Raw genomic sequence first — 21,610 nt, 5'->3', positions numbered from 1 at the left:
GCGACGGATCGCTCGGCGTGGCCTCAAACGCATTGCAGCCAGGGGGCCGTCTGGATGCTTCCGCGTTCGGACGGGATGGCCGGAACGTGAGCCGAGGGCGATTCCTCAGCCTTCCGGCCTCCGGGCGACGCCGATGACGCATGGTGAGCTGGGCATTGCGCGACCGTTGACGAGGAAGTCGAAGTGCCGTGCCCGCTCGATCGTGAATCCGGCGTCCATGATGGCCCGTTCGCTGTCCCGGTCGAGGTTGCAGCCTCCGCCGAGCAGCGGCCAAACGATGTTGATCCTGCGTTGCTTCCTCGCGAACCGGGGGTCGGCGGAGCGGATGTGCTCGTAGAAGTACAGCCGGCCGCCGGGCCGCAGTACGCGAGCAGCCTCGGCCAGCGCCCCTTCGACATCGGCGATGCTGCACAGGACGAGCGAGAAGACCACCCCGTCGACGGACCCGTCCGCCACTGGCAGATTCTCCGCCCGTCCCTCGCGGACCTCCACGGAAATGGATGAGTCGGCCGCCGCCCGCGTGGCGAGTACCCGCAGTCGTGGCTCGGGTTCCACCGCGATGACCTTGCTCACGTGCGCCGAGTAATGCGGGAAGTTGGCCCCCGTGCCGGCGCCGACCTCGACGACACAGCCCTTGGTGTCGGCGAGCAGCTCTTTGCGGTGCTCCACGGCGCCATGGGCTTCTGCGTAGGCGTTGATCTTCGGATAGATCCGCGCGAAGAGCGGGTGCCGCAGTCGTGACTGTCTGGCGGTAGCAGTGGACATGACGCGGCTTCCCTCGGTGGGTGACAACCTCAAGCTACTGTCCGCAGATTAAGGTGCCGAAGCTGCTTGAGTCAGTCCTTCGCCGGCTTCGTGCGAGCTCGTTTCTCCTCGACGCGGCCGTGGCGCCGGATGAGCAGTGCGGACGCCCAGGTCTCACGGCGTCGCCGCTGACCCTGATCCGCCCGTTCTCGTACCCGAAGACCGTGCCCTGCCCCCCTTTGCAGCCGGTCCTCGGACGCGCCGGTACCCCGTACGGAAGTGCTCGGCCACGCACCACTGGTGGCATCGGCCGATGGTTCGTTCCCGATCCGGACCCCTCTGGGTGACTGTGGTCAGTCGAGACCGGGTGGGCAGACCACCAGCAGCGGAAGCACAGGAGCCGCCGCAGCCATGACAGCGACGGACCACCGCAGCACGGGGTGCGGAGCTTCGCGCGGTCCCAGGACCCGCTTCGCACGGATCAGGACGGATTGGCCGCCCGCTGAGATCGCTCCCTGCGGGGTCTGCGCCGCAGCCATCTCGTACATCGCGGTGACGAGCACCTCGTGGGAGTGGCTGCGCAGTGCGCGATCGTCCGCGGCCATCTCCAGCAGGAGCGCTGTCTGCTCCCGGACGTGGCGAGCCAGCGGCAGCCGACGGAACACGGAGTGGAACGCCTCGGCAGCGGCCAGCGCGAGGTGGTGACGGCCCGCGATGTGCGCCTGCTCGTGCCGCAGTACGGCATCGAGCTGCTCGGGCGTCAATCGGTGTACCGCCGCGTCGCTGATCACGATCCGTGGGCGGCGGCCGGGCAAGCAATACGCGGCGGGAACGTCGTACGGCAGGACTGTGGCACGCAGCCGGGCCGAGTGGCGGCCCACCAGGTCCACGGCTTGCCGATGCCGTGCTCGGGCTCTGCATGCTCGTACGACGTGCCGGCAGAAGCTCGCGACCAGGGCGAGCGCGAGGGCAGCCGGCAGAGCGATGGCGAGCCGGTGCACCGTGCCGGGATCGGGTCGACCCGCACTCGCCTCCAGTCCGCAAAGGTGCAGCAGGCCCACCAGGCCGGCGTGCAGATGCTCCGTCGGCAGCGCGAGGGCGTAAGCGGTGAGCGTGGCAGCGACCGAGAACGAGACCGCCAGGGCCTGCCACACCACTGCCGCCAGGGCAGGAGCGCGATGAGGCCAACTGCTGCGCAGCAGCACTCTCGGGGCGACGAATCCGACGGCTGCCGTGTAGCCGATCAGAGCGGCTGCCGAGATCACGGCTCGGCCTGTCGCCCTACGCTGCGGAGCGCGCTGCGGAGGGCGGCCACCTCGTCCTCCGACATGCCCTCGACGAAATGCACCAGCGCCGCCGAGCGGTCCTTGCTGGCCCCGAGGCCGTCCTCCATCAGCGCGGCAGCGTACGCCTCGCGGCTGCGGACCGGTGCGTACAGCCAGGCGCGCCCCTCCTTCGCACGCGACAGCCAGCCCTTGGAGTACAGGATGTTGGTGACGGTCATCACGGTGGTGTAGGCGAGAGGGCGGGTCTTGTTGATGTCATCGACGACCTCGCGCACAGTCGCAGGACGATTCCACGTCCAGAGGCGGTCCATGATCTCCGCCTCAAGGTCCCCCAGCCGCCGCATTGCTCTGACTTCCTTCTGCCGCCCGGTACGCGGATCCATGGTAGACGGGCGCCGGCTCAGGCCCCCCGTACGGATACCGAGAAGGAGACACGCACCGGACAAAAACACCTGGCCCTCTGCGAACCCGCAGAGGGCCAGAACCTTATCCGCCACAACAACAGAGCCGGTCAAAGCGACAGGGTGTCGCTTTGACCGGCTCCGCTTGGTCGATTGACCATGGTGTCCGAGGGGGGACTTGAACCCCCACGCCCGATAAAGGGCACTAGCACCTCAAGCTAGCGCGTCTGCCATTCCGCCACCCGGACCAGGTGGTCGGCCCCGGTTTCCCGCAGCGACATGGAAAACAATACCAGGGGTTCAGGGTGGCTCTCACCTGCATTTCCGGTGGTCAGTGCGGTGCGGCGGATCCGGTCGACGTGATCCCGGGCCATTTCGCCCACTCCACCCACGATGCGTAGTCACACCCGTACGCATGGTGCAAGACCGCCCGGCGGTCGCGGCATCGGGAAAGGACGACGACGGTCCTCCCCGCCCCTTGCGAGGAGGACCGTCGTACGCGCGGGTCCTAGCAGCCCTTCCGGCGCAGGGTGTGGAGGTGAGCGGCCGAGCGGCGGGCCGTGGTGAAGGAGTCGACGATCGGCTGGTCGTGCTCCACCTGCCAGTGGTGGTCACGACGGCCGCCCTGGGTCCTGGTGACGGCGGAGAGGAACTTCTTGTAATCGATGTCGCCGTCCCCGACGTCCACCATGCGGTAGCCGTCGCGGGCCGCGATGTCGTGCTCGCCGTCCTTGACGTGGAAGAGCGGGTACCGGTCGGGCTGCTTCAGTACGTAGTGCAGCGGGTCGAAGGTGTCCGGGGTGCCGTCGGCCCGCTTGCCGAAGCGGAACTGGCCGACGTAGGCCCAGTAGATGTCCATCTCCAGGAAGACGAGATCGGGATCGGTCTCGGCGAGCAGTACGTCGTAGAGGCGGACGTCGGGCCGGTCGGTGGCGAAGGAGAACTCCTCTGCGTGATTGTGCTGGTAGAACTTCATGCCGCGCTCCCTGGCCGCGGCGCCGTAGGCGTTGAAGTCGGCGGCGGCGCGCTTCCAGGCGTCGACCGTCGATCCGTAGCGGAACGGGCCCGAGGCGGTGCCGACGTGCTGGAGGCCGAGGGCCTGGGCGTCGTCGAGGACCTTGGTGAGGTTCTGCGCGAAGGTGTATGCATTGGGGTTGTTGTTGTCGTAGTAGCCGACGTGGCTGCCGATGCCCTTGAGCCCGTGGTCGCGGGTGAGCTGCTTGAGCTGGGCGAGGGTGATGGCGCCGGCCGAGCCCTGGGTGTAGCCGGCGTACTCGACCTCGTCGTAGCCGTACGCCTCCAGTTCGGCGAAGACCTTGTCGAAGCCGAGGGTCGAGACCTTGTCGCGCAGGGTGTAGAGCTGGATTCCGAGACGGCCGGGCGGCAGCAGGGGGTCGCCCTGGGGCATGCCCTGGGCGGTGGCGGCCGGGGCGGCGGCGCCCAGGAGGGCGGCTGCGGTGGCTCCGGCTGCCACGCCGAGCATGGAGCGCCGGCTGAGCCTGTGGGCGAGCTCGGCGTCGACGGGGGTGCGGCGGCTCATGGGGGAACTCCTTCTGGGGGCGGGACGTTGTCAGTGCAGTCCGGCAAGCTGGAGAAGCAAGGACTTCACTTCGGTGGCCCGGACGGGGCCGGTGAACGCGTGGGGGGTGGAGCACAGGATGAGCGGACCTTCTTCGTCGCTCTGCGGAAGGCGGCCGTGGCTGCCGCGAATAGGTGACGGGTCCAGCGGCACCACCGCCATGCGATAGCGCATGCCCAGCTTCTTGCGGGCGACGGCCGTTGCTGCCTTGACCCTGACGTACGGGTCCTGGGGGTCCAGGAAGAGTTCGACCGGGTCGTAGCCGGGTTTGCGGTGGATCTCGACGAGCTGGGCGAAGTCGGGCGCGCGGGCGTCGTCGAGCCAGTAGTAGTACGTGAACCAGGCATCCGGCTCCGCGACGGCGACCAGTTCGCCCGAGCGCGGGTGGTCCAGGCCGTGTGCCTTCTTGCCCTCGTCGTCGAGGAGCTGCTCGATGCCCTGGACGTCCCGGAGGGCTTCGCGGGTGGCTTCGAGGTCCTCGGGGCGGCGTACGTAGATGTGGGCGAGCTGGTGGTCGGCGACGGCGAAGGCGCGGGAGGCCATCGGGTCCAGGTACTCCATGCCGTCCTGGGTGTGGACCTCCAGGAGGCCGGCACGGCGCAGGGCCCGGTTGATGTCGACGGGCCGGTCCACGCGGGTGATGCCGTATTCGGAGAGGGCGACGACGGTGCGGCCCTCGCGGCGGGCGTCGTCCAGGAGGGGGGCCATGGCGCGGTCGAGTTCGGCCGCGGCCCGGTAGGAGCGCGGGTCGTCGGGGCCGTAGCGCTGGAGGTCGTAGTCGAGGTGCGGGAGGTAGCACAGGGCCAGGTCGGGGTGGCGGGTGTCGAGGATGTGCCGGGTCGCGTCGATGATCCACTGCGAGGAGACGAGGTCGGCGCCGGGGCCCCAGAAGTGGAAGAGGGGGAATGTGCCGAATTTCTCGGTGAGTTCGTCGTGCAGGGCGGGCGGCCGGGTGTAGCAGTCGGGTTCCTTGCGGCCGTCGGCGTAGTAGACGGGGCGTGGGGTGACGGTGATGTCGGTGTCGGCGCCCATCGCGTACCACCAGCAGATGTTGGCGACGGTGTAGCCGGGGTGGGCACGGCGGGCGGCGTCCCAGAGCTTGTCGCCCGCGACCAGTCCGTTGTGCTGGCGCCAGAGCAGGACGTCGCCGAGCTCGCGGAAGTACCAGCCGTTGGCGACGATGCCGTGCTCGGCGGGGGTGGTGCCGGTGAGGAAGGTGGACTGCGCGGCGCAGGTGACGGCGGGGAGGACGGTGCCGAGGGGAGCACGGGTGCCTGACTGCCCCAGGGCCTTGAGGTGCGGCATGTGGTCGAGGAGCTGCGGGGTGAGGCCGACGACGTCGATGACGAGGAGAGGGGTGGGGGTGACGGTCCCGGCGGGCTGCTCGGCTGTGGTCATGGGAGCTCCTTGAGGCCGAGGTCGACCAGGAGGTCGCGGGCGAGGGTGAGTTCGGCGGCGATGCCGTCGGCGAGCTGGGTGCGGGTACGGGGGCGCAGCGCGGCCGGGAGCGCCTGCCAGGTGTACGTCTCGACCTCCAGGTGCCTGGTGAGGGGGTGTCCGCCGCCCACCAGGCGGGTCAGTGCGGATCGGAGTACGGGAAGGGTGGAGGTGAGCGGTGGTGCGGGTGGTGTGTGCAGGGGGACGTGGAAGTGGGCGCGCCAGGGGGCTCCGTCCGGCAGGGCCCGGCCGGTGACGGCCTCGTCGAGGTCGTCGGTGCCGCGCAGTCCGGCGGCGGTGCGGGTGCGGGTCTGGTGCAGGAAGCGGGGTTCGGCGAAGGCGGCGAGTGCGGTGCGTACCTCGGGAAGGTGGGGGTGTTCGGCGTGCAGGGCGGCGGAGAGCTGTGCCTTGGCGATCGGGATGTCCGCCGCTCCGAGCGCGTCGACGGCGTTGTCGGGGTCCTCGAAGGAGGTGGCGAGGTGGCAGGTGTCGATGCAGATGCCGATGCGTGGGTGTCCGACGGCGGTGAGCGGGGCGATGGCGTCGGCGGTGGTCTCGACGGTGCAGCCCGGTTCGGGTTCGAGGCCGATACGGATGGATTTGCCGGTGAGTTCGGCGAGTGCGTCGAGGCGTTCGCCGAGGGTGGTGAGCGCGGTGTGTGCCGTGCGGGCCGCTTCCGGGTCGGAGGCGAAGGGGGTGCGCCAGGCGATGGGGAGGGTGGAGACGGTTCCTTCGGTGGCGTCGTCGGGGAGCAGGCCGGCCAGGAGCCGGGCGAGGTCGGTGGTGTGGGCGAGCCGCTCCGGGTCCGTCCAGTCCGGCTTGTACACCCGGTACTTGACCTCGTCGGCGCCGAATCCCTCGTACGGGAAGCCGTTGAGGGTGACGACCTCCAGGCCGCGGCGGTCCAGTTCGGCGCGCAGGGACCGCAGCTCGGCCGGGTCGTTGATCAGGGTGCGGGCGGCGTCCCTGGCGAGCCAGAGGCCGATGCCGAGCCGGTCGCGGCCGAGGCGTCTGCGGACGGGTTCGCAGTGGTTGCGGAGTTGGGCGCGGACGCCGTCGAGCGTCTCGGCGGGGTGGACGTTGGTGCAGTACGAGAGGTGGACGGTGGAGCCGTCGGGGTGGCGGAAGCGCATCGCCTCACTCCCCGCCGCGCAGGATGGAGTTGCCTTCATGGAGCGGTTGTGGCGTGGCGGTGCCGAGCTGGAGCCGGCCGCTCTGCCCGTAGAACTCGACGGGGTTGCGCCAGAGCACCTTGTCGACGTCGTCGTCGTCGAACCCGGCGGCGAGCATCGCGTCGCCCACCTTGCGGGTCTTGAGCGGATCGCTTCGGCCCCAGTCGGCGGCCGAGTTGACCAGCATCTTCTCGGTGCCGTGGGTCCTGAGGATCGCGACCATGCGGTCCTCGTCCATCTTGGTGTCGGGATAGATGGAGAAACCGGCCCAGCAGCCGCTGTCCCTGGCGTCCTTCACGGTCGTCTCGTTGAGGTGGTCGAGCAGCACCCGCTCCGGGGGGAGTCGGGACTCGCGGATGACGTCGATGGTGCGGTGCAGCCCGGCGAGCTTGTCCCGGTGCGGGGTGTGCACGAGGGCGGGCAGGCCGTGGTCGGCGGCGAGCTGGAGCTGGGCGGCCAGGGCGGTGTCCTCGGCCGGGGTCATGGAGTCGTAGCCGATCTCGCCGACGGCGACGACGGAGTCCTTGACGAGATAGCGGGGCAGGGCGTCCAGGACGGGGACGCAGCGCGGGTCGTTCGCCTCCTTGGGGTTGAGGGCGAGTGTGCAGTGGTGGGCGATGCCGTACTGGGCGGCGCGGAAGGGTTCCCAGCCGAGCAGGGCGTCGAAGTAGTCGAAGAAGCTGGCGGGTGAGGTGCGGGGCTGGCCGAGCCAGAAGGAGGGTTCGACGAGGGCGCGGACCCCCGCGTCGTACATCGCCTGGTAGTCGTCCGTGGTGCGGGAGGTCATGTGGATGTGCGGGTCGAAGATGCGCATCAGGACTCCTCCGTGGTGGCGGCACCGGGGGTGGTGAGTTCGAGGACGCGGGTGAGACCGGCCGGGACGCTGCGGCCCGCCGCGATGCGTTCGGCGGCGAAGTCGCCCAGCATGCGGGCGAGTTCGGCGTCACCGCGGGCGCGTCGGGCCAGTTGGCCGACGGCTTCGACGTCGACCCCGGTGAAGAGGCATTTGAGAACGGCGTGGCGCCAGTTGTGCGCGTCGAGGTGGGTGGCGGCGTACGGGCCGACGGCCGCGGCGATCAGCCGGGTGTCATTGGTGCGCAGGGCGTCCTGGACGAGCGGAAGGGCGGTGGGGCCGAGGTCCAGCCGGTGCAGGGTGAGCAGGACGGCGCGTCGTTCGGCGGCGGTGCCCTGTTCGTAGAGCCTGGTCAGAGCGGGCAGCGTGGCACGGGCCTCGATGAGCAGGAGGGCGCGTACGGAGTCGGCGTGTTCGAGTCCGCAGTGCCGGCCGGCCGCGGCGTAGCGCAGTTCCCACGGTGGGACGGCGTAGGGGCTGCCGGGCTGCTCGGTGTCCTGGTGGGAGGCCGCGTGTTCGGCCTCGGCGAGCGCCTCGTCGAGCCAGGCGCGCGCGGCTCCGCCGAGCTGTGCGTCGAGTTCCTTGCGGCTCAGCAGCGTGGGGTTCGTCGGGGATATCGGCATGGCGTCGCTCCCTTCGGCGGTTTCAGCGGCTCGATGGGCTGTGCTTCGACGGGCTGTGGCGCGACGGACTGTGGCGCGACGGACTGTGACTCGACGGGCTGTGTTTGCGGAGGAAGTCGATCGAGTTGCGGGCGAGTTCGGGGCCGGCGTGGGAGTGGCGGGGCAGTTCGACGACGGTGAGGCCTTGGTAGCCGGTGTCCGAGAGGGTGTCGAGTGCTTCGAGCACGGGCGGGAAATCGATCTCGCCCTCGCCGAAGGGGAGGTGTTCATGGACTCCGCGGCGCATGTCCTCGATCTGGACGTGGCGCAGCCAGGGTGCTGCCTCGCGGATGCAGTCGACGGGCATGGCGGGTTCCAGGCACTGGCAGTGGCCGATGTCGAGGGTGAGGCCGAGCGGTGGCGGGTCTCCGCTGAGGACGCGCAGATGGTGGAAGTCGGCGAGCGTGGCGAGGAGGTGTCCGGGCTCGGGTTCGACGGCCAGTGGCATGCCGGAGCGGTCGGCGGCTTCCAGGACCGGGGCGAGGGAGTCGGTGAGCCGCCGCCAGGCGGTGTCGGGGGCGGTGTCCGGTGGGGTGATGCCGCTGAAGCAGTGCACGGCGTGGGCGCCGAGGTCGGCGGCGACGCGGACGGCCCGGACGAGCAGCCGGGTGCGGGCGGCGCGGGCCTCCGGGTCCGGGTCGAGGAGGGAGGGGCCGTGCTTGCGGCGTGGGTCGAGGACATAGCGGGCGCCGGTCTCGACAGTGACACCGAGCCCCAGCTCCTGGAGCCGGGACGCCACGTGGCGGGTGCGGGCGGCGAGGTCCGGGGCGAGGGGGTCGAGGTGCATGTGGTCGAGGGTCAGGCCGACCCCGTCGTACCCGAGGTCGGCGAGGAGTCCGAGGGCGTCGTCCAGGCGGAGGTCGGTGAGCCCGTTGGTGCCGTAGCCGAGGCGGATCGTCATGTCGGGCTCACCTTCCGGGCGAGGGTGCGGGCGATCGGTACGAGTCCCATGACGGCGAGCGCCGTGCCGACCGCTCCGGTGCGGGCGGCGAGCGCGGCCTGGAGCGGGATCACCGCCCGGATGCCGCCGCCGACGGCGCGCTGGGTGAGTGGCGGGGAGGGGTTGAGCGCGGCGTGCAGGAGCGGTACCGCGGCGGTCCGGAGGTAGGAGCCGGTGAGTGCGGTGCGCACGAGGCCGGACGCGGTGCGGGCGGGGGGTGCCGGTGATCGGTGCGAGGGATGCGGTCGGGGCGGCGCGTCCTGCCCGTGGACTCCCGTGCGCGGGGCCGGCGCCGGGTCTTCGCGCCGCTCCTGCCTCGTGTGCAGCGACGCCGCGCCCAGTGCGGCGACGGCCGCGAGTGCGGCCAGGGGTGCGGTGGTCGATCCGCCGTGTGCCTCGTGCCGGGAGACGGCGGTGACGGCGTAGGTGTGCGCACCGAGCAGACCGGCGGCCGGAAGCGCGCTGAGCGCGGATCCGCGCGCGGCCGGAGCCGAACCGCGGGCGGCCCACGGAACCGGAGCCGGACCACGGCCGGACCCCGCAACCGGAGCCGAACCGCGGTCGGACCCCGAACCCGCCCCCGTGCCCGGAACCACCACCGCGCCCGTCGTCCGCCCGGCCCCGCCGGTGGCGGTGGCGCCGAGCAGCAGGTCCAGTCCACGGGCGGCGGCCATCGCCGCGGGCCCGGCCGGGGTGTGCTTCAGCCGGAGGTCGTACGCCCACACGGTCGCCGCCAGTCCGGTGGCCACCGCGAGGGCCGGGCGGCCGGCCCGTGCGGCGAGCCCCAGCCCGGCGGCGGTCAGCGCGCCCGCCGCCACGAGAGCCGCAGCGGGCGCGATCCGGCCCGAGGGGATCGGCCGGTGCGGGCGGTCGACGGCGTCCTCCTCGCGGTCGGCCCAGTCGTTGAGCGCCATGCCCGCCTCGTACAGGCAGAGCGAGGCGCCGACGGCGAGCACGGTTCCGCGGTCGGGGCGCCGACCGCTCGCCGCCGCCCCGGCCAGCGCGTCGCCGGGGACGGTGAACAGCGCGGACACCCGAAGCAGTTCCGCCCAGGCGCGTGCCGTCATCGTTCCCCCCGCAGCGTCCCGGCGAAGGCGAGCAGCGCCTGATACTGCTCGAAGAGCGCGGCCGGGCCGCCGTCCGGGTCCTTGAAGTAGAAGCCGAGCTGGGGCAGCGGGCCGCTCAGCCCGAGCTCGTGGGCGCGGGCCACCAGCCTGGCGAGGTCCAGGACCAGGGGCGCGGCCAGTGCCGAGTCGCAGCCCTGCCAGGTGGTCTGGAGCACCATCCGCGCGCCGAGGAATCCGTCGAACGCGATGTGGTCCCAGGCGGTCTTCCAGTCGCCGAGGGCCGGTACGTCGTCGATGTGGACCTCGCCCTCGGGGGCGGTGCCCAGAGTGTCGGCGAGGACGCGTTCCTTGCCCGCGTTCTTGGCGGCCGCCGCGCCCGGGTCGGCCAGCGCCGCTCCGTCTCCGCCGCCCAGCAGGTTGGTGCCCGACCAGGCCCGTACGGGCAGGGCGCGTTGCACGAACATCGGGGCGAGTACGGAGCGGAGCAGCGTCTGGCCGGTCTTGCCGTCGCGGCCCGCGTGAGGAAGTCCGCAGTCCGCGACGGTGTCCTGGAGGGCGGGGGTGCGCAGCCCGGTGGAGGGGGTGAAGTTGATGTAGGGGCAGCCGGCCCGCAGCGCGGCGGCCGCGTAGAGCGAGCTGGCGGGCAGCCGTGGTGCGCCGGGGTCCGGGAGGGGTTCGGTGGACGCCACGTTGATGACGACCGTCCTGGCCAGGTCGTTGCGGCGGGTGAAGTCGGTGAGGTCGGCGGCGAAGGCGTCGATGAGTTCCTCGTCGCCGCGGGTGTCGCCGGGCAGTGGTCCGCCGGGCCGGATCCCGGCGTCCGCGGCGGCGAGTTCGGCGCGTACCGCCGACGGGAGTCCGTGCGGCAGCACTCCCCCGGCGGCCAGTGCCTCGGCGCGCTTGGGCAGGGGGCAGCCGGTCGTGTCGTGTCCGCCGAAGACGAGTGAGGTGAGTGGGGGCAGCCCGCTGTCGGTGAAGGGCGGGGTCTCGGTGACCATGCCTGCCGCCGGGTGGAGCCCCGCCGCGACCGCCGCGCACCCCGCGGTGGCGGTGGTGGCGACGGAGCCGCGTGCTCCGATGAACCAGACTCCGGTACGTACGGCGGGTGCTGACACGGGCTGCCTCCCTGGCTGGGGGTGCTGGGGGTGCTGGCTGGGCGGAGCGGGTGGCGCTGTGCGACGGAAGGGCGCTGACGGCGGGCGGGGAGGGGGTCCCTCCGCGCGGGGAGGGGTGTCCTGCCCCACCCGCCGTCGCCGGGGTGGCTGCCCTAGGCCGAGGGCAGTTCCTTCAGCTCGATGTTGCGAAACGACACATGGTCATTGGCACCGTGGTTCTGGATGCCCACGTAGCCGCTCTTCAGGCTCCGTACCGGATCGGTGTTGGTGAAGTCGTTGATCTTCACGCCGTTGAGGAAGACCTGGAGGCGTTCGCCCTGGACCCTGATCTCGTAGCTGTTCCACTGGCCGGGCGGCCGAAGGACCTGGTCGCGGGCCTTGGCGTCCGCCGCCTTGAAGGTGTAGATCGAGCCCGTGGTGCGGTCGGCCGCGTCGGTGGCGTCGATCTGGACCTCGTAACCGTTGTTCACGGCCGACCAGGGGTCGTCGGACTCCGGGAAGCCGACGAAGACACCGGAGTTGTCGTCGCCCTGCATCTTCCAGTCGAGCTTGAGGGAGTACGAGCCGAGCTCCTTGGCCTGGTAGGTGAGCAGGCCCATGCCGCCCTCGGAGCGCAGTTCACCGTCGACGACGTCGAACTTCCCGGGGCCCGCCTGCTTCCAGCCTTCGAGCGTCTTGCCGTTGAAGATCGACCGGTAGCCGGTGTCGGGCTTGCAGTCGGCCTTGACCTGGCCGGCCGCGTACCGCATGCCGCCGAGGAGCAGCTTGCGGAACTCCGGTTCGGCGTAGGACTCCTTGGTGTGGCCGAGGCCGGTGTAGAAGGAGCGGCCGCCCTGGTAGGTCTGGCACCAGGTGATGGGGTGGTCGCCCTTCATGGTGCCGCCGGTGTAGGTGGTCTCGTCCAGGGTGGCGAGGACCTTGGCCTGACTACGCGGATTGGTGCGGTAGTTGTACCACTCGTCGGTGCGGTTCCACTCGTCGCCGAGGTGCGCGGTGGCCGGGTGGCCGTGGTCCTCGACGCGGACGGTGGCGGGCTGGATGGCGGGGTGCGAGGAGAAGTACGCCCCGACGAGTCCGCCGTAGAAGTCCCAGTCGTACTCGGTGTCCGCCGCGGCGTGGACGCCCATGTAGCCGCCGCCGGTGGCCACGTAGTTCTCGAAGGCCTTCTGCTGGTCGGTGTTGAGCACGTCCCCGGTGGTCGAGAGGAAGACCACGGCGTCGTAGCGGGCCAGGTTGCTGGTGGTGAACTGGCCGGCCGTCTCGGTGGCGTCGACGGTGATGTTGCTGTCCTTGCCGAGTTCCTTCAGCGCCGCGATGCCGTCGGGAATCGCGTCGTGGCGGAAGCCGGCCGTCTTCGAGAAGACCAGCACGCGCTTGGCGGTCTTGTCGGGGGCGCTGTTGGAGAGCTCGAAGTCGTCGATGTCGTAGAGCGCTCCGGCACCGCCCTTGAAGACCAGGAACAGTTCGGTGGAGGTCGTCGGGACGCCACGCAGCGCCACGTCGATGTCCTGGAAATTGTCCCAGGCACCGGTCACCGGGACGGGTGCGGAGCCGAGGATCTTGCCGGTCGGCGAGCCGGTCCGGACTTCGAGGAAGCCGCCGGCGCCGCCGGAGGAGATCCGCGCGGTCAGCTTGGTGGATCCGGTGAGGAGGTACGGCTTGAAGGAGATCCAGTCGTTGTTGTGGATGTCACCGACCGTCTTGCCGCCGTGGGCGGTCGCCTTGTTCTGCGGGGCGACGCCCTGGGAGGCGTTGTAGTGCTCGGCCTGCCGGTGGCGGGGCTGGAGTTCGGACTGGTCGTGGCCGGACAGGGGGGCCTGGCCGCCTCCGCCGCCGTCGGTGTACGAGGCGTCGATGACGCCGAAGATGTTGGCGTTGGGGTCGTGTCCGCCGTCCATCTCCGTCTTGATGGTGCCGGTGCAGCCGTGCGCCGAGGTGATGGGGTGGCCGTGGCTGTCGTGGCCGAGGATGAACCGGACCTCGATCTTCGAGCAGTCGATGGTTCCGTCCTCGGGATCGGTGACGGTCACCTTGAACGGGATCTCGTCGCCGAAGGAGAACAGCTGTCCGTCACCGGGGAGTTCCAGCTTCACCTTGGGAGCGGTGTTGCCGACCGTGACGTGGACGTTGGCCGAGCCGGTGCGGCCGGTGGGGTCCGTCGCGGTGACGGTGGCGGTGTAGGTGCCGTTCTTCTTGTACGTGTACGTGGGGTCGGCGGCGGTCGATGTGCCGCCGTCGCCGAAGTCCCAGCTGTAGCTGAGCGTGTCGCCGTCGGCGTCGGTGGTACCGGCCGAGGAGAACGCGACCTTGAGGGGAGCGGTTCCGGAGGTCTTGTTGGCGGATGCCTCGGCGATCGGCGAGCGTCCGCCGGTGGCGTTCTCGATGCGGTAGAGCGCCGAGTTCTGGTCGCCGCCGAAGTAGCCGGTGCCGTAGTCGAGTACGTACAGCGCGCCGTCGGGACCGAACGTCATGTCCATCACCTGGGTTCCCGACCACGGGAAGGCGTTGATGGACTTGACCGTGCCGTCGGTGTCCTGGTCGATGCGCTTGATCCAGCGCCGTCCGAACTCACCGGCGAAGAAGTTGCCGTCGTAGGCCTCGGGGAACTTCACCGGCGAGTCGAGGTCGGCGTCGTAGTGGTAGACCGGTCCGCCCATCGGGGACTCCGAGCCGGTGCCGAACTCGGGCACGGACGCGCCGTCGTACGGGATCCAGGCGGGCTGGGCCGGCGGCAGGTCGACCAGACCGGTGTTGTACCGGGAGGTGTTCTTGGGTGCGGCGCAGTCGAAGGCCGCGCCGGAGGTCTTGGTCGCGAAGTCGTAGTCGATGAAGGGGTCGTTCTTGCCGGTGCAGTACGGCCAGCCGAAGTTGCCGGCCTTGGTGACGCGGGCGAATTCGACCTGTCCGGCCGGTCCGCGCTTGGGGTCGGCCGCGCCGGCGTCGGGCCCGTAGTCGCCGACGTACACGATGCCGGTGGGCTTGTCGACGGTGAAGCGGAAGGGGTTGCGGAAGCCCATCGCGTAGATCTCGGGCCGGGTCCTGTCGGTGCCCTGGGCGAAGAGGTTGCCTTCGGGGACGGTGTACGTGCCGTCGTCGGCGACCTTGATGCGGAGGATCTTGCCGCGCAGGTCGTTGGTGTTCCCGGCGCTGCGGCGGGCGTCGAACGCGGGGTTGCGGTCCGGCCGGTCGTCGATCGGGGTGTAGCCGTCGGAGGCGAACGGGTTGGTGTCGTCGCCGGTCGACAGGTACAGGTTGCCCTGCGCGTCGAAGTCGATGTCGCCCCCGACGTGGCAGCAGATGCCGCGCGAGGCCGGGATGTCGAGGACCTTCTTCTCGCTGGCGGTGTCGAGCGTGCCGTCCTCCTTGAGGACGAAGCGCGAGAGCCGGTTCACTCCGTCGAACTTGGCGAAGTCGGCGGCGGTGCCGTTCTCGGGGGCGTCGCCCGACGGGGTGTCCAGCGGGGGCGCGTAGTAGAGATAGATCGCCCGGTTCCTGCTGAAGTCGGGGTCGACGCCGACGCCCTGGAGGCCCTCCTCGTCGTGGGAGTAGACGGGCAGGACACCGGCGAGCGTGGTGTCGCCGCCGCTGTCGGTGAGCCAGAGCTCGCCGCCGCGCGCGGTGTGCAGGACGCTGCGGTCGGGGAGCACCGCGAGCGTCATGGGCTCGCCGGTCTCCGCTACTCCCTTGGCGAGGGTGACCTGCTGGAATTCCTCGGCCGCGGCGTCGGCGGCGGCCGGCGAGGCCGGCCCTGTCGCGGCTGCTCCGGGCGTGGCGCCCAGTGCCAGGGTGGCGGCGGCGAGCAGGCCGCCGGTGAACAGGGCGAGGGACTTGCGGACGCGGAGCCGGGCTCTGCTCCTGTTTCTGGTGGTGGTTCGGTGCACGAGTGTCCTCCGGAGTGTGCCGGTTGTACGGGCGGGGTGCTGCCGTGCCGTTCTGCGCGGGGACTGCCGCGCGGGTCGTTGGGGGTGTGCGGGACACCGGCGACCCGAGTCATGTCATGTACACGCTGTTCCGTGCACGCTGTGGACCGTAGACCTGTTCGTCCGGGACGGAAAGCCCTTGCGCGGCGATCCGGTCGAACTTTTTCCTGCGCCAGGACAAAGCGGGGTGAGGGCAGGGGTGGGCGCGGGACGGCCTCGGAGCTCTCCCCGGCCCGTCCCCGCCCAGGGGCCCTCGCCCCGACGGAAGCCGGTCAGTCGCCGCCCCCGAAGGCCGCGTCGAACGACGCCGCCGGCGGATCGAAGTCGTACCGCTTCAGCGTGGCCAGCGCTTCCGGCGCACCGGCCAGCCGGTCCATCCCGGCGTCCTCCCACTCCACGGAGACCGGCCCGTCGTAGTCGATGGACCGGAGCATCCGGAAGACGTCCTCCCAGGGCACGTCGCCGTGTCCGGCCGAGACGAAGTCCCAGCCGCGCCGGGGATCGCCCCAGGGCAGATGCGAGCCGAGCCTGCCGTTGCGGCCGTCGAGGCGCTTGCGCGCCTCCTTGCAGTCCACGTGGTAGATCCGGTCCCGGAAGTCGTACAGGAAGTTGACCGGGTCCAGGTCCTGCCAGACGAAGTGGCTGGGATCGAAGTTCAGCCCGAACGCCGCCCGGTGGCCGACGGCCTCCAGCGCGCGGTGCGTGGTCCAGTAGTCGTAAGCGATCTCACTGGGGTGCACCTCGTGGGCGAACCGCACGCCCTCCGCGTCGAAGACGTCCAGGATCGGGTTCCACCGCTCGGCGAAGTCCTCGTACCCCCGCTCGATCATGTGTGGCGGAACGGGCGGGAACATCGCGACCAGGTGCCAGATCGACGAGCCGGTGAAGCCGACGACGGTACGCACTCCGAAGGCGGCGGCCGCCCGAGCGGTGTCCTTGATCTCCTCGGCGGCCCGGCGGCGAACCCCTTCGGGCTCGCCGTCGCCCCAGATCCTCGCGGGCAGGATCCCCCGGTGCCGCTCGTCGATCGGGTCGTCGCAGACGGCCTGGCCGACCAGGTGGTTGGAGATCGCCCAGCACTTCAGTCCGTACTTGTCGAGCAGCTGCCGCCGGCCGTCCAGATAGCCGGGGTCGGTCAGCGCCTTGTCGACCTCGAAGTGGTCGCCCCAGCAGGCGAGTTCGAGGCCGTCGTAGCCGAAGTCCCGGGCGTGCCGGCAGACCTCCTCCAGCGGCAGGTCGGCCCACTGGCCGGTGAAGAGTGTGAAGGGTCGGGGCATGGGCAGGGCCTCCTAGAGAACCACGGGTGTGTGTACGGAGTTCTTCTCGGCGCTCTCCTCGACGGCTGCGAGCACCCGCTGCACCTGGAGTCCGTCCGCGAACGACGGTGCGGGGGCGGTCCCTTCGGCGATCGTGCGCACCAGGTCGCGGGCCTGGTGGACGAAGGTGTGCTCGTAGCCGAGGGCGTGGCCCGGCGGCCACCAAGCCTCCAGGTAGGGGTGTTGGGGTTCGGTGACCAGGATGCGCCGGAACCCCGCCGTGGCGGCGGGTTCGGTGTGGTCGTGGAAGGACAGCTCGTTGAGCCGTTCCAGATCGAAGGCGAGCGAGCCGCGCTCCCCGTTGAGCTCCAGCCGCAGTGCGTTCTTCCGCCCGGCCGCCATCCGGGTCGCCTCGAAGGAGGCCAGCGCCCCGGAGGCGAGCCGGCCGGTGAACAGCGCCGCGTCGTCGACGGTCACCGCCCCCAGCGCGCCGGTGTCCGCCGTCCCGGAGAGCCCGGCCGACGGTCCCGCGAGCCTGGGCCGTTGGCGTACGAAGGTCTCGCTGACCGCCGACACCCCGACCAGCGGCTCCCCCGCCAGATACTGGGCCAGGTCGACGATGTGGGCGCCCAGGTCGCCGAGCGCGCCCGAGCCGGCGCGTTCCCGCTCCAGCCGCCAGGTGAGCGGTGACGCGGGGTCGACGAGCCAGTCCTGGAGGTAGGCGGCGCGGACGTGCCGCAGGGTGCCGAGGCGTCCCTCGGCGATCAGCTGCCGGGCGTACGTGATCGCGGGCACCCGGCGGTAGTTGAAGCCCACCATCGCGACCTGGCCGCGGGCGGCGGCGCGCTCCGCGGCCGCGGTCATCGCCTCGGCCTCGGCGACCGTGTTGGCGAGCGGCTTCTCGCACAGTACGTGTTTGCCCGCCTCCAGGGCGGCGATGGCGATCTCGGCGTGGCTGTCGCCGGGGGTGCAGATGTCGACGAGTTGCACATCGTCCCGGGCGATGAGGGCGCGCCAGTCGGTCTCCGCCGCCGCCCAGCCGTGGCGGGCGGCGGCCGCGTCGACCGCGGTCCGGTCGCGTCCGCAGATCGCGGCGAGAGCCGGTCTCATCGGCAGGTCGAAGACGTGTCCCGCGGTGCGCCAGCCCTGTGAGTGGGCGGCGCCCATGAACGCGTATCCCACCATGCCGACGCCGAGCACCGGCGCACTCGTCGCCGGCCGCCGCGTCGGTGGCGCTGCGGCCTCCTGATCCGTCTCTTCCCTGCGGGCCATCGGGGCTCCTCCTCGTCGCTCGTTCGATGAATACGGCAGGAGGGCCGGTCAACGCCCTCCCGCGGGGTGGATCAGCTGAAGCCCGTCGGCAGGTACTGGTCGATGTTCTCCTTGGTGACCACGGCCGAGTAGAGGGTGAGGCTGGTCGGGATCTCCAGCTCGGCCAGGCCGCCGACGCCCTTGCCCTGGGCCAGCGCACGGGCCAGGTCGATGGCGGACGCGGCCATCGTCGGCGGGTAGAGCACCGTGGCCTTCAGGACGCTGTCTCCGGCCTTGATGGCGTCCATCGCGGACTTGGCCCCGGCGCCGCCGACCATCAGGAACTCGTCGCGGCCCGCCTGCTGGATGGCGCGCAGCGCGCCCACGCCCTGGTCGTCGTCGTGGTTCCACAGCGCGTCGAACTTCTTCTGCGCCTGGAGGAGCTGCGCCATCTTCGCCTGGCCCGACTCGACGGTGAAGTCGGCTGCCTGACGGGCCACCAGCTTGATGTTGGGGTAGTTCTTCAGCGCGTCGGCGAAGCCCTGGCTGCGCTGCTTGGTGAGCTCCAGGTTGTCGATCCCGGCCAGCTCGACGACCTTGGCGTCCGCCTTGTCCTTGAGCTGTTCGCCGATGTACGTGCCGGCGTTGAGGCCCATGCCGTAGTTGTCGCCGCCGACCCAGCAGCGGTAGGCCTGCGGGGAGGCGAAGATCCGGTCCAGGTTGACGACGGGGATGCCCGCCCGCATGGCTTCCAGGCCGACCTGGGTGAGCGCCTTGCCGTCGGCGGGGAGGATGACGAGGACGTCGACCTTCTTGTTGATGAGGGTCTTGACCTGGCCGATCTGGGCGGCGGTGTCGTTGGAGCCCTCGGTGGACTCCAAGGTCACCTCGGAGTACTTGGCCGCCCGCGACTTGGCGTTCTCGTTGATGGCGTTGAGCCAGCCGTGGTCGGCCTGCGGACCGGCGAAACCGATGGTGACGGGCTTGCCGGGCTTGTCGTCGGCAGCGGGGCCGGTGTTCTTGGCGGTGTCGGTGTCCTCGGGCTTGGGGTCGTTGCTGGTGCAGGCGGTGAGCAGGGCGCCCGCGGAGACGGCCGCGGTGCCGAGGAGCAGTCGTCTGCGGCTGGTTTCTGGCATGGCTGTCGAACCCTTCATCCGGTGCGTGGCGTGGGGCGTGGGGCGAACAGGAGGGACGGCGGGTCAGGTCTCGCCGTGCGCCGAAGTGCGGCGCTGGACCAGGACGGCGGCGACGATGATCGCGCCCTTGGCGATCTGCTGGACGTCGCTCTGCAGGTTGTTGAGCGCGAAGATGTTGGTGATGGTGGTGAAGACCAGGACACCGAGCACGGAGCCGACGATGGTGCCGCGCCCGCCGCTGAGCAGGGTGCCGCCGATGATCGCGGCCGCGATGGCGTCGAGCTCGTACAGATTGCCGTTGGTGTTCTGGCCCGAGCCGGACAGGATGATCAGCATGAAGGCGGCGATGCCGCAGCACAGCCCGGAGAGCAGGTAGAGCAGGAGCCGCTGGCGCCGTACGTCGATGCCGGCCAGCCTGGCGGCCTCCGCGTTGCCGCCGACCGCGACCGTGCGCCGTCCGAAGGTCGTACGGTTCAGTACCAGCCAGCCGACGACGGTCACCGCGGCGAACATCATCACCAGCGGCGGGATACCGAGGACGTAGGAGCCGGGCAGGCCCAGGTCGAGGACCGATTTGACGGTGACGATCTGGGTCTTCCCGTCGGTGATCTGGAGGGCGAGCCCACGGGCCGAGGCGAGCATGGCCAGCGTCGCGATGAACGGCACCATCCGCCCGTACGCGATGAGCAGCCCGTTCACCAGCCCGGCACCGAGGCCGACGACCACCGCGGTGAACAGGATCCCCGCGAAGCCGTACTCCTGGGTGGCGACCGTGGTCGCCCAGACGGAGGCGAGCGCGACCATCGCGCCGACCGACAGATCGATGCCCCCGCTGGTGATGACGAAGGTCATCCCGACGGTCACGACACCGATGACGGACGACTGGGTCAGGATCAGCTGGAGGTTCCCGGTGTCCAGGAAGGCGTCGGGCTCGGTGAACCCGCCGACGACGACCAGTGCGGCGAGGACGCCGAGGAGCGAGAGGTTGCGGACGTCCAGGCGCAGGCCACTGGAGCGTGCGGGGCCGTCCTTCTCGCGGGGTCCGGGGACCGGGGCGGCGGCCCCCTTGTCCGGCCCGCCCTGCTGCGTCGGGGAAACGGGCTGCGTCATGACGTCGGGCTCCCTTCCATCACTAGGTCGAGTACGCGGTGCTCGTCGAGCTCCCGGGCATCGGCCGTGTGCACGACGCGGCCCTCGCGGAGCACCAGCACCCGGTCGGCGAGGCCCAGCACTTCGGGCACCTCGCTGGAGACGAGCAGGACGGCGAGGCCCTCGTCGGCCAGCCGGCGGATCACGGCATACAGCTCGGCGCGGGCGCCGACGTCGACACCGCGGGTCGGTTCGTCGAGCAGCAGCACCCGGCAGCCGCGCAGCAGCCAGCGGGCCAGGACCGCCTTCTGCTGGTTGCCCCCGGAGAGCGTGCGGACGGGGGTGTCCGGGTTGTCGGGGCGCAGCGAGAGTTCGCGGGTGGCCGCGCGGGCCGCCCGGCGTTCGGCCCCGCGATCGAGCCAGCCCGCCCTGGAGAAGCGGGACATCGCGGAGACGGAGACGTTGCGGGTGACGGATTCGAGCATCAGCAGGGCCTGCGCCTTGCGTTCCTCGGGGGCGAGGCCGATTCCGGCGGCGACGGCCGCGCGGACGCTGCCGGGCCTCAGCTGCTTGCCGGCCACGGTCACCCGTCCGGCGCTCGGCCTGCGGGCGCCGTAGACGGTCTCCAGGATCTCGGAGCGCCCCGAACCGACGAGTCCGGCCAGGCCCACAATCTCGCCCGGCATCAACTCCAGGTCCACCGGGGCGAATTCCCCCTTCCTGGTCAGCCCCTCGACCTTCAGCACGGGCTCCGTCCCGGCCGTGCCCGCCCGGTCCGTGGTGCGCGGCGGGAAGACGTACTCGACATTGCGGCCGGTCATCATGGCGACGATGTCGCGTGTCGGGGTGGAATCGGCGGGCAGTCCGACGGCCACGGCCCGGCCGTCCTTGAGCACGGTCACCCGGTCGCCGATCCGGCGGATCTCCTCCAGGCGGTGCGAGATGTAGACGACCGCGACCTTGTCGGCGGTGAGCGAGGCGACGGTGCGGAAGAGGTTGTCGACCTCGTCCGGGTCGAGTGCGGCGGACGGCTCGTCCATGACGATGAGCCGTACGTCGTGCGAGAGCGCCCTGGCCATGGAGACGATCTGCTGCTGGGCGGCGGACAGTTCGCCGACCGGGCGGGCCGGGTCGATCTCCGGGTGGCCGAGCCGCTTCAGCAGCGCGGCGGCGGCCGTGCGGCCCTCGCGGGTGCGGACGACGAAGCGGGCGGTGGTGGGTTCATGGCCGAGGAAGACGTTCTCGGCCACGGACAGCCCTTCGACCAGGTCGAGTTCCTGGTAGATGGTGGCGATGCCCAGCCGCATGGCGGCGATGGGCGACTTCAGCGCGACCGGTTCGCCGCGCCAGGTGATCTCGCCGTCGTCGGGCTGGTGGGCCCCGGCGAGCACCTTGATGAGGGTGGATTTGCCGGCGCCGTTCTGCCCGAGGAGACAGTGGACTTCGCCGGCCCGGACCTCCAGGTCCACACCGTCGAGGGCGCGCACTCCGGGGAACGACTTGGTGATGCCGGACATGGTGAGCAGGGGTGGTTCTGGTGCCATGACGAATCCCCTCGGCGAATGGGGTCTCCCCTGTCCGGACGTGCCTGTCGGGACGCGGCCGGGGCTCGGGGAAGGCCGATGAGCGGGCAGGGCTGTACCAGGTGCGGTGGTGCGGGTGTTGCGGCGCTCCCGGTGTTCCCGGGGTGCGCCCGTGTGTG

18 protein-coding genes and 1 tRNA gene are annotated in these 21,610 nt (G+C 70.9%); all 19 read right to left on the bottom strand.

Annotation, left to right across the window (positions count from 1 at the left end; all coding sequences use genetic code 11):
* Positions 1–105 precede the first annotated feature (105 nt).
* Positions 106–765, bottom strand: coding sequence for a methyltransferase domain-containing protein (locus ACFYY1_RS33465; protein WP_388592224.1), 660 nt, complete (start codon positions 763–765; stop codon positions 106–108).
* Between the two features lie 332 nt (positions 766–1,097).
* Positions 1,098–2,009, bottom strand: a complete 912-nt coding sequence (locus tag ACFYY1_RS33460; RefSeq protein ID WP_388592222.1) for a M56 family metallopeptidase — start codon at positions 2,007–2,009, stop codon at positions 1,098–1,100.
* Positions 2,006–2,374, bottom strand: coding sequence for a BlaI/MecI/CopY family transcriptional regulator (locus ACFYY1_RS33455; protein WP_388592220.1), 369 nt, complete (start codon positions 2,372–2,374; stop codon positions 2,006–2,008). Before ACFYY1_RS33455 ends, ACFYY1_RS33460 begins: the two co-directional genes overlap by 4 nt.
* A 217-nt stretch (positions 2,375–2,591) precedes the next feature.
* Positions 2,592–2,679 (bottom strand) — tRNA-Leu (locus ACFYY1_RS33450).
* Complete coding sequence (locus ACFYY1_RS33445; protein ID WP_388592219.1) at positions 2,650–2,814, bottom strand: hypothetical protein; 165 nt, start codon at positions 2,812–2,814, stop codon at positions 2,650–2,652. The genes ACFYY1_RS33450 and ACFYY1_RS33445 overlap by 30 nt, the downstream gene beginning before the upstream one ends.
* 125 nt (positions 2,815–2,939) lie before the next feature.
* On the bottom strand, positions 2,940–3,971 hold the full coding sequence (locus ACFYY1_RS33440; protein ID WP_388592218.1) for a sugar phosphate isomerase/epimerase family protein: 1,032 nt from the start codon (positions 3,969–3,971) through the stop codon (positions 2,940–2,942).
* 30 nt (positions 3,972–4,001) lie between these two features.
* Positions 4,002–5,408 carry an alkaline phosphatase family protein gene (locus ACFYY1_RS33435; protein ID WP_388592216.1) on the bottom strand — a complete coding sequence of 469 codons (1,407 nt, stop codon included), beginning with the start codon at positions 5,406–5,408 and terminating at the stop codon, positions 4,002–4,004.
* A complete protein-coding gene (gene eboE, locus ACFYY1_RS33430; RefSeq protein ID WP_388592270.1) occupies positions 5,405–6,580 on the bottom strand; it encodes a metabolite traffic protein EboE in 1,176 nt (391 codons plus the stop codon). Before eboE ends, ACFYY1_RS33435 begins: the two co-directional genes overlap by 4 nt.
* 4 nt (positions 6,581–6,584) lie before the next feature.
* Positions 6,585–7,433 carry a TatD family hydrolase gene (locus tag ACFYY1_RS33425; protein ID WP_388592215.1) on the bottom strand — a complete coding sequence of 283 codons (849 nt, stop codon included), beginning with the start codon at positions 7,431–7,433 and terminating at the stop codon, positions 6,585–6,587.
* Positions 7,433–8,095, bottom strand: coding sequence for an EboA domain-containing protein (locus ACFYY1_RS33420; protein ID WP_388592213.1), 663 nt, complete (start codon positions 8,093–8,095; stop codon positions 7,433–7,435). The genes ACFYY1_RS33425 and ACFYY1_RS33420 overlap by 1 nt, the downstream gene beginning before the upstream one ends.
* Before the next feature lie 22 nt (positions 8,096–8,117).
* Positions 8,118–9,035 (bottom strand): sugar phosphate isomerase/epimerase family protein, encoded by a 918-nt coding sequence (locus tag ACFYY1_RS33415; RefSeq protein ID WP_388592211.1) that lies wholly within the window; start codon positions 9,033–9,035, stop codon positions 8,118–8,120.
* Complete coding sequence (locus ACFYY1_RS33410; protein ID WP_388592209.1) at positions 9,032–10,141, bottom strand: SCO3242 family prenyltransferase; 1,110 nt, start codon at positions 10,139–10,141, stop codon at positions 9,032–9,034. The genes ACFYY1_RS33415 and ACFYY1_RS33410 overlap by 4 nt, the downstream gene beginning before the upstream one ends.
* A complete protein-coding gene (locus tag ACFYY1_RS33405; RefSeq protein ID WP_388592208.1) occupies positions 10,138–11,256 on the bottom strand; it encodes an inositol-3-phosphate synthase in 1,119 nt (372 codons plus the stop codon). Before ACFYY1_RS33405 ends, ACFYY1_RS33410 begins: the two co-directional genes overlap by 4 nt.
* Positions 11,257–11,408: 152 nt before the next feature.
* Positions 11,409–15,137 carry a ThuA domain-containing protein gene (locus tag ACFYY1_RS33400; protein WP_388592206.1) on the bottom strand — a complete coding sequence of 1,243 codons (3,729 nt, stop codon included), beginning with the start codon at positions 15,135–15,137 and terminating at the stop codon, positions 11,409–11,411.
* 311 nt (positions 15,138–15,448) lie between these two features.
* Positions 15,449–16,453 carry a sugar phosphate isomerase/epimerase gene (locus ACFYY1_RS33395; protein WP_266728243.1) on the bottom strand — a complete coding sequence of 335 codons (1,005 nt, stop codon included), beginning with the start codon at positions 16,451–16,453 and terminating at the stop codon, positions 15,449–15,451.
* 12 nt (positions 16,454–16,465) lie between these two features.
* On the bottom strand, positions 16,466–17,704 hold the full coding sequence (locus tag ACFYY1_RS33390) for a Gfo/Idh/MocA family protein (protein ID WP_388592204.1): 1,239 nt from the start codon (positions 17,702–17,704) through the stop codon (positions 16,466–16,468).
* A gap of 71 nt (positions 17,705–17,775) precedes the next feature.
* Entirely contained in the window at positions 17,776–18,819 is a 1,044-nt protein-coding gene (locus ACFYY1_RS33385) for a substrate-binding domain-containing protein (protein WP_388592202.1), read from the bottom strand.
* Positions 18,820–18,882: 63 nt separating this feature from the next.
* The gene (locus tag ACFYY1_RS33380) at positions 18,883–19,929 is read right to left on the bottom strand and encodes an ABC transporter permease (protein ID WP_388592200.1); all 1,047 of its coding nucleotides are present in this window, start codon (positions 19,927–19,929) and stop codon (positions 18,883–18,885) included.
* Entirely contained in the window at positions 19,926–21,452 is a 1,527-nt protein-coding gene (locus ACFYY1_RS33375; RefSeq protein WP_388592199.1) for a sugar ABC transporter ATP-binding protein, read from the bottom strand. The genes ACFYY1_RS33380 and ACFYY1_RS33375 overlap by 4 nt, the downstream gene beginning before the upstream one ends.
* Positions 21,453–21,610 lie beyond the last annotated feature (158 nt).

The sequence above is a fragment of the Streptomyces sp. NPDC001890 genome, from assembly GCF_042891445.1.
GTDB lineage: Bacteria > Actinomycetota > Actinomycetes > Streptomycetales > Streptomycetaceae > Streptomyces.
This window is presented reverse-complemented; position numbering and strand designations above follow the sequence as displayed.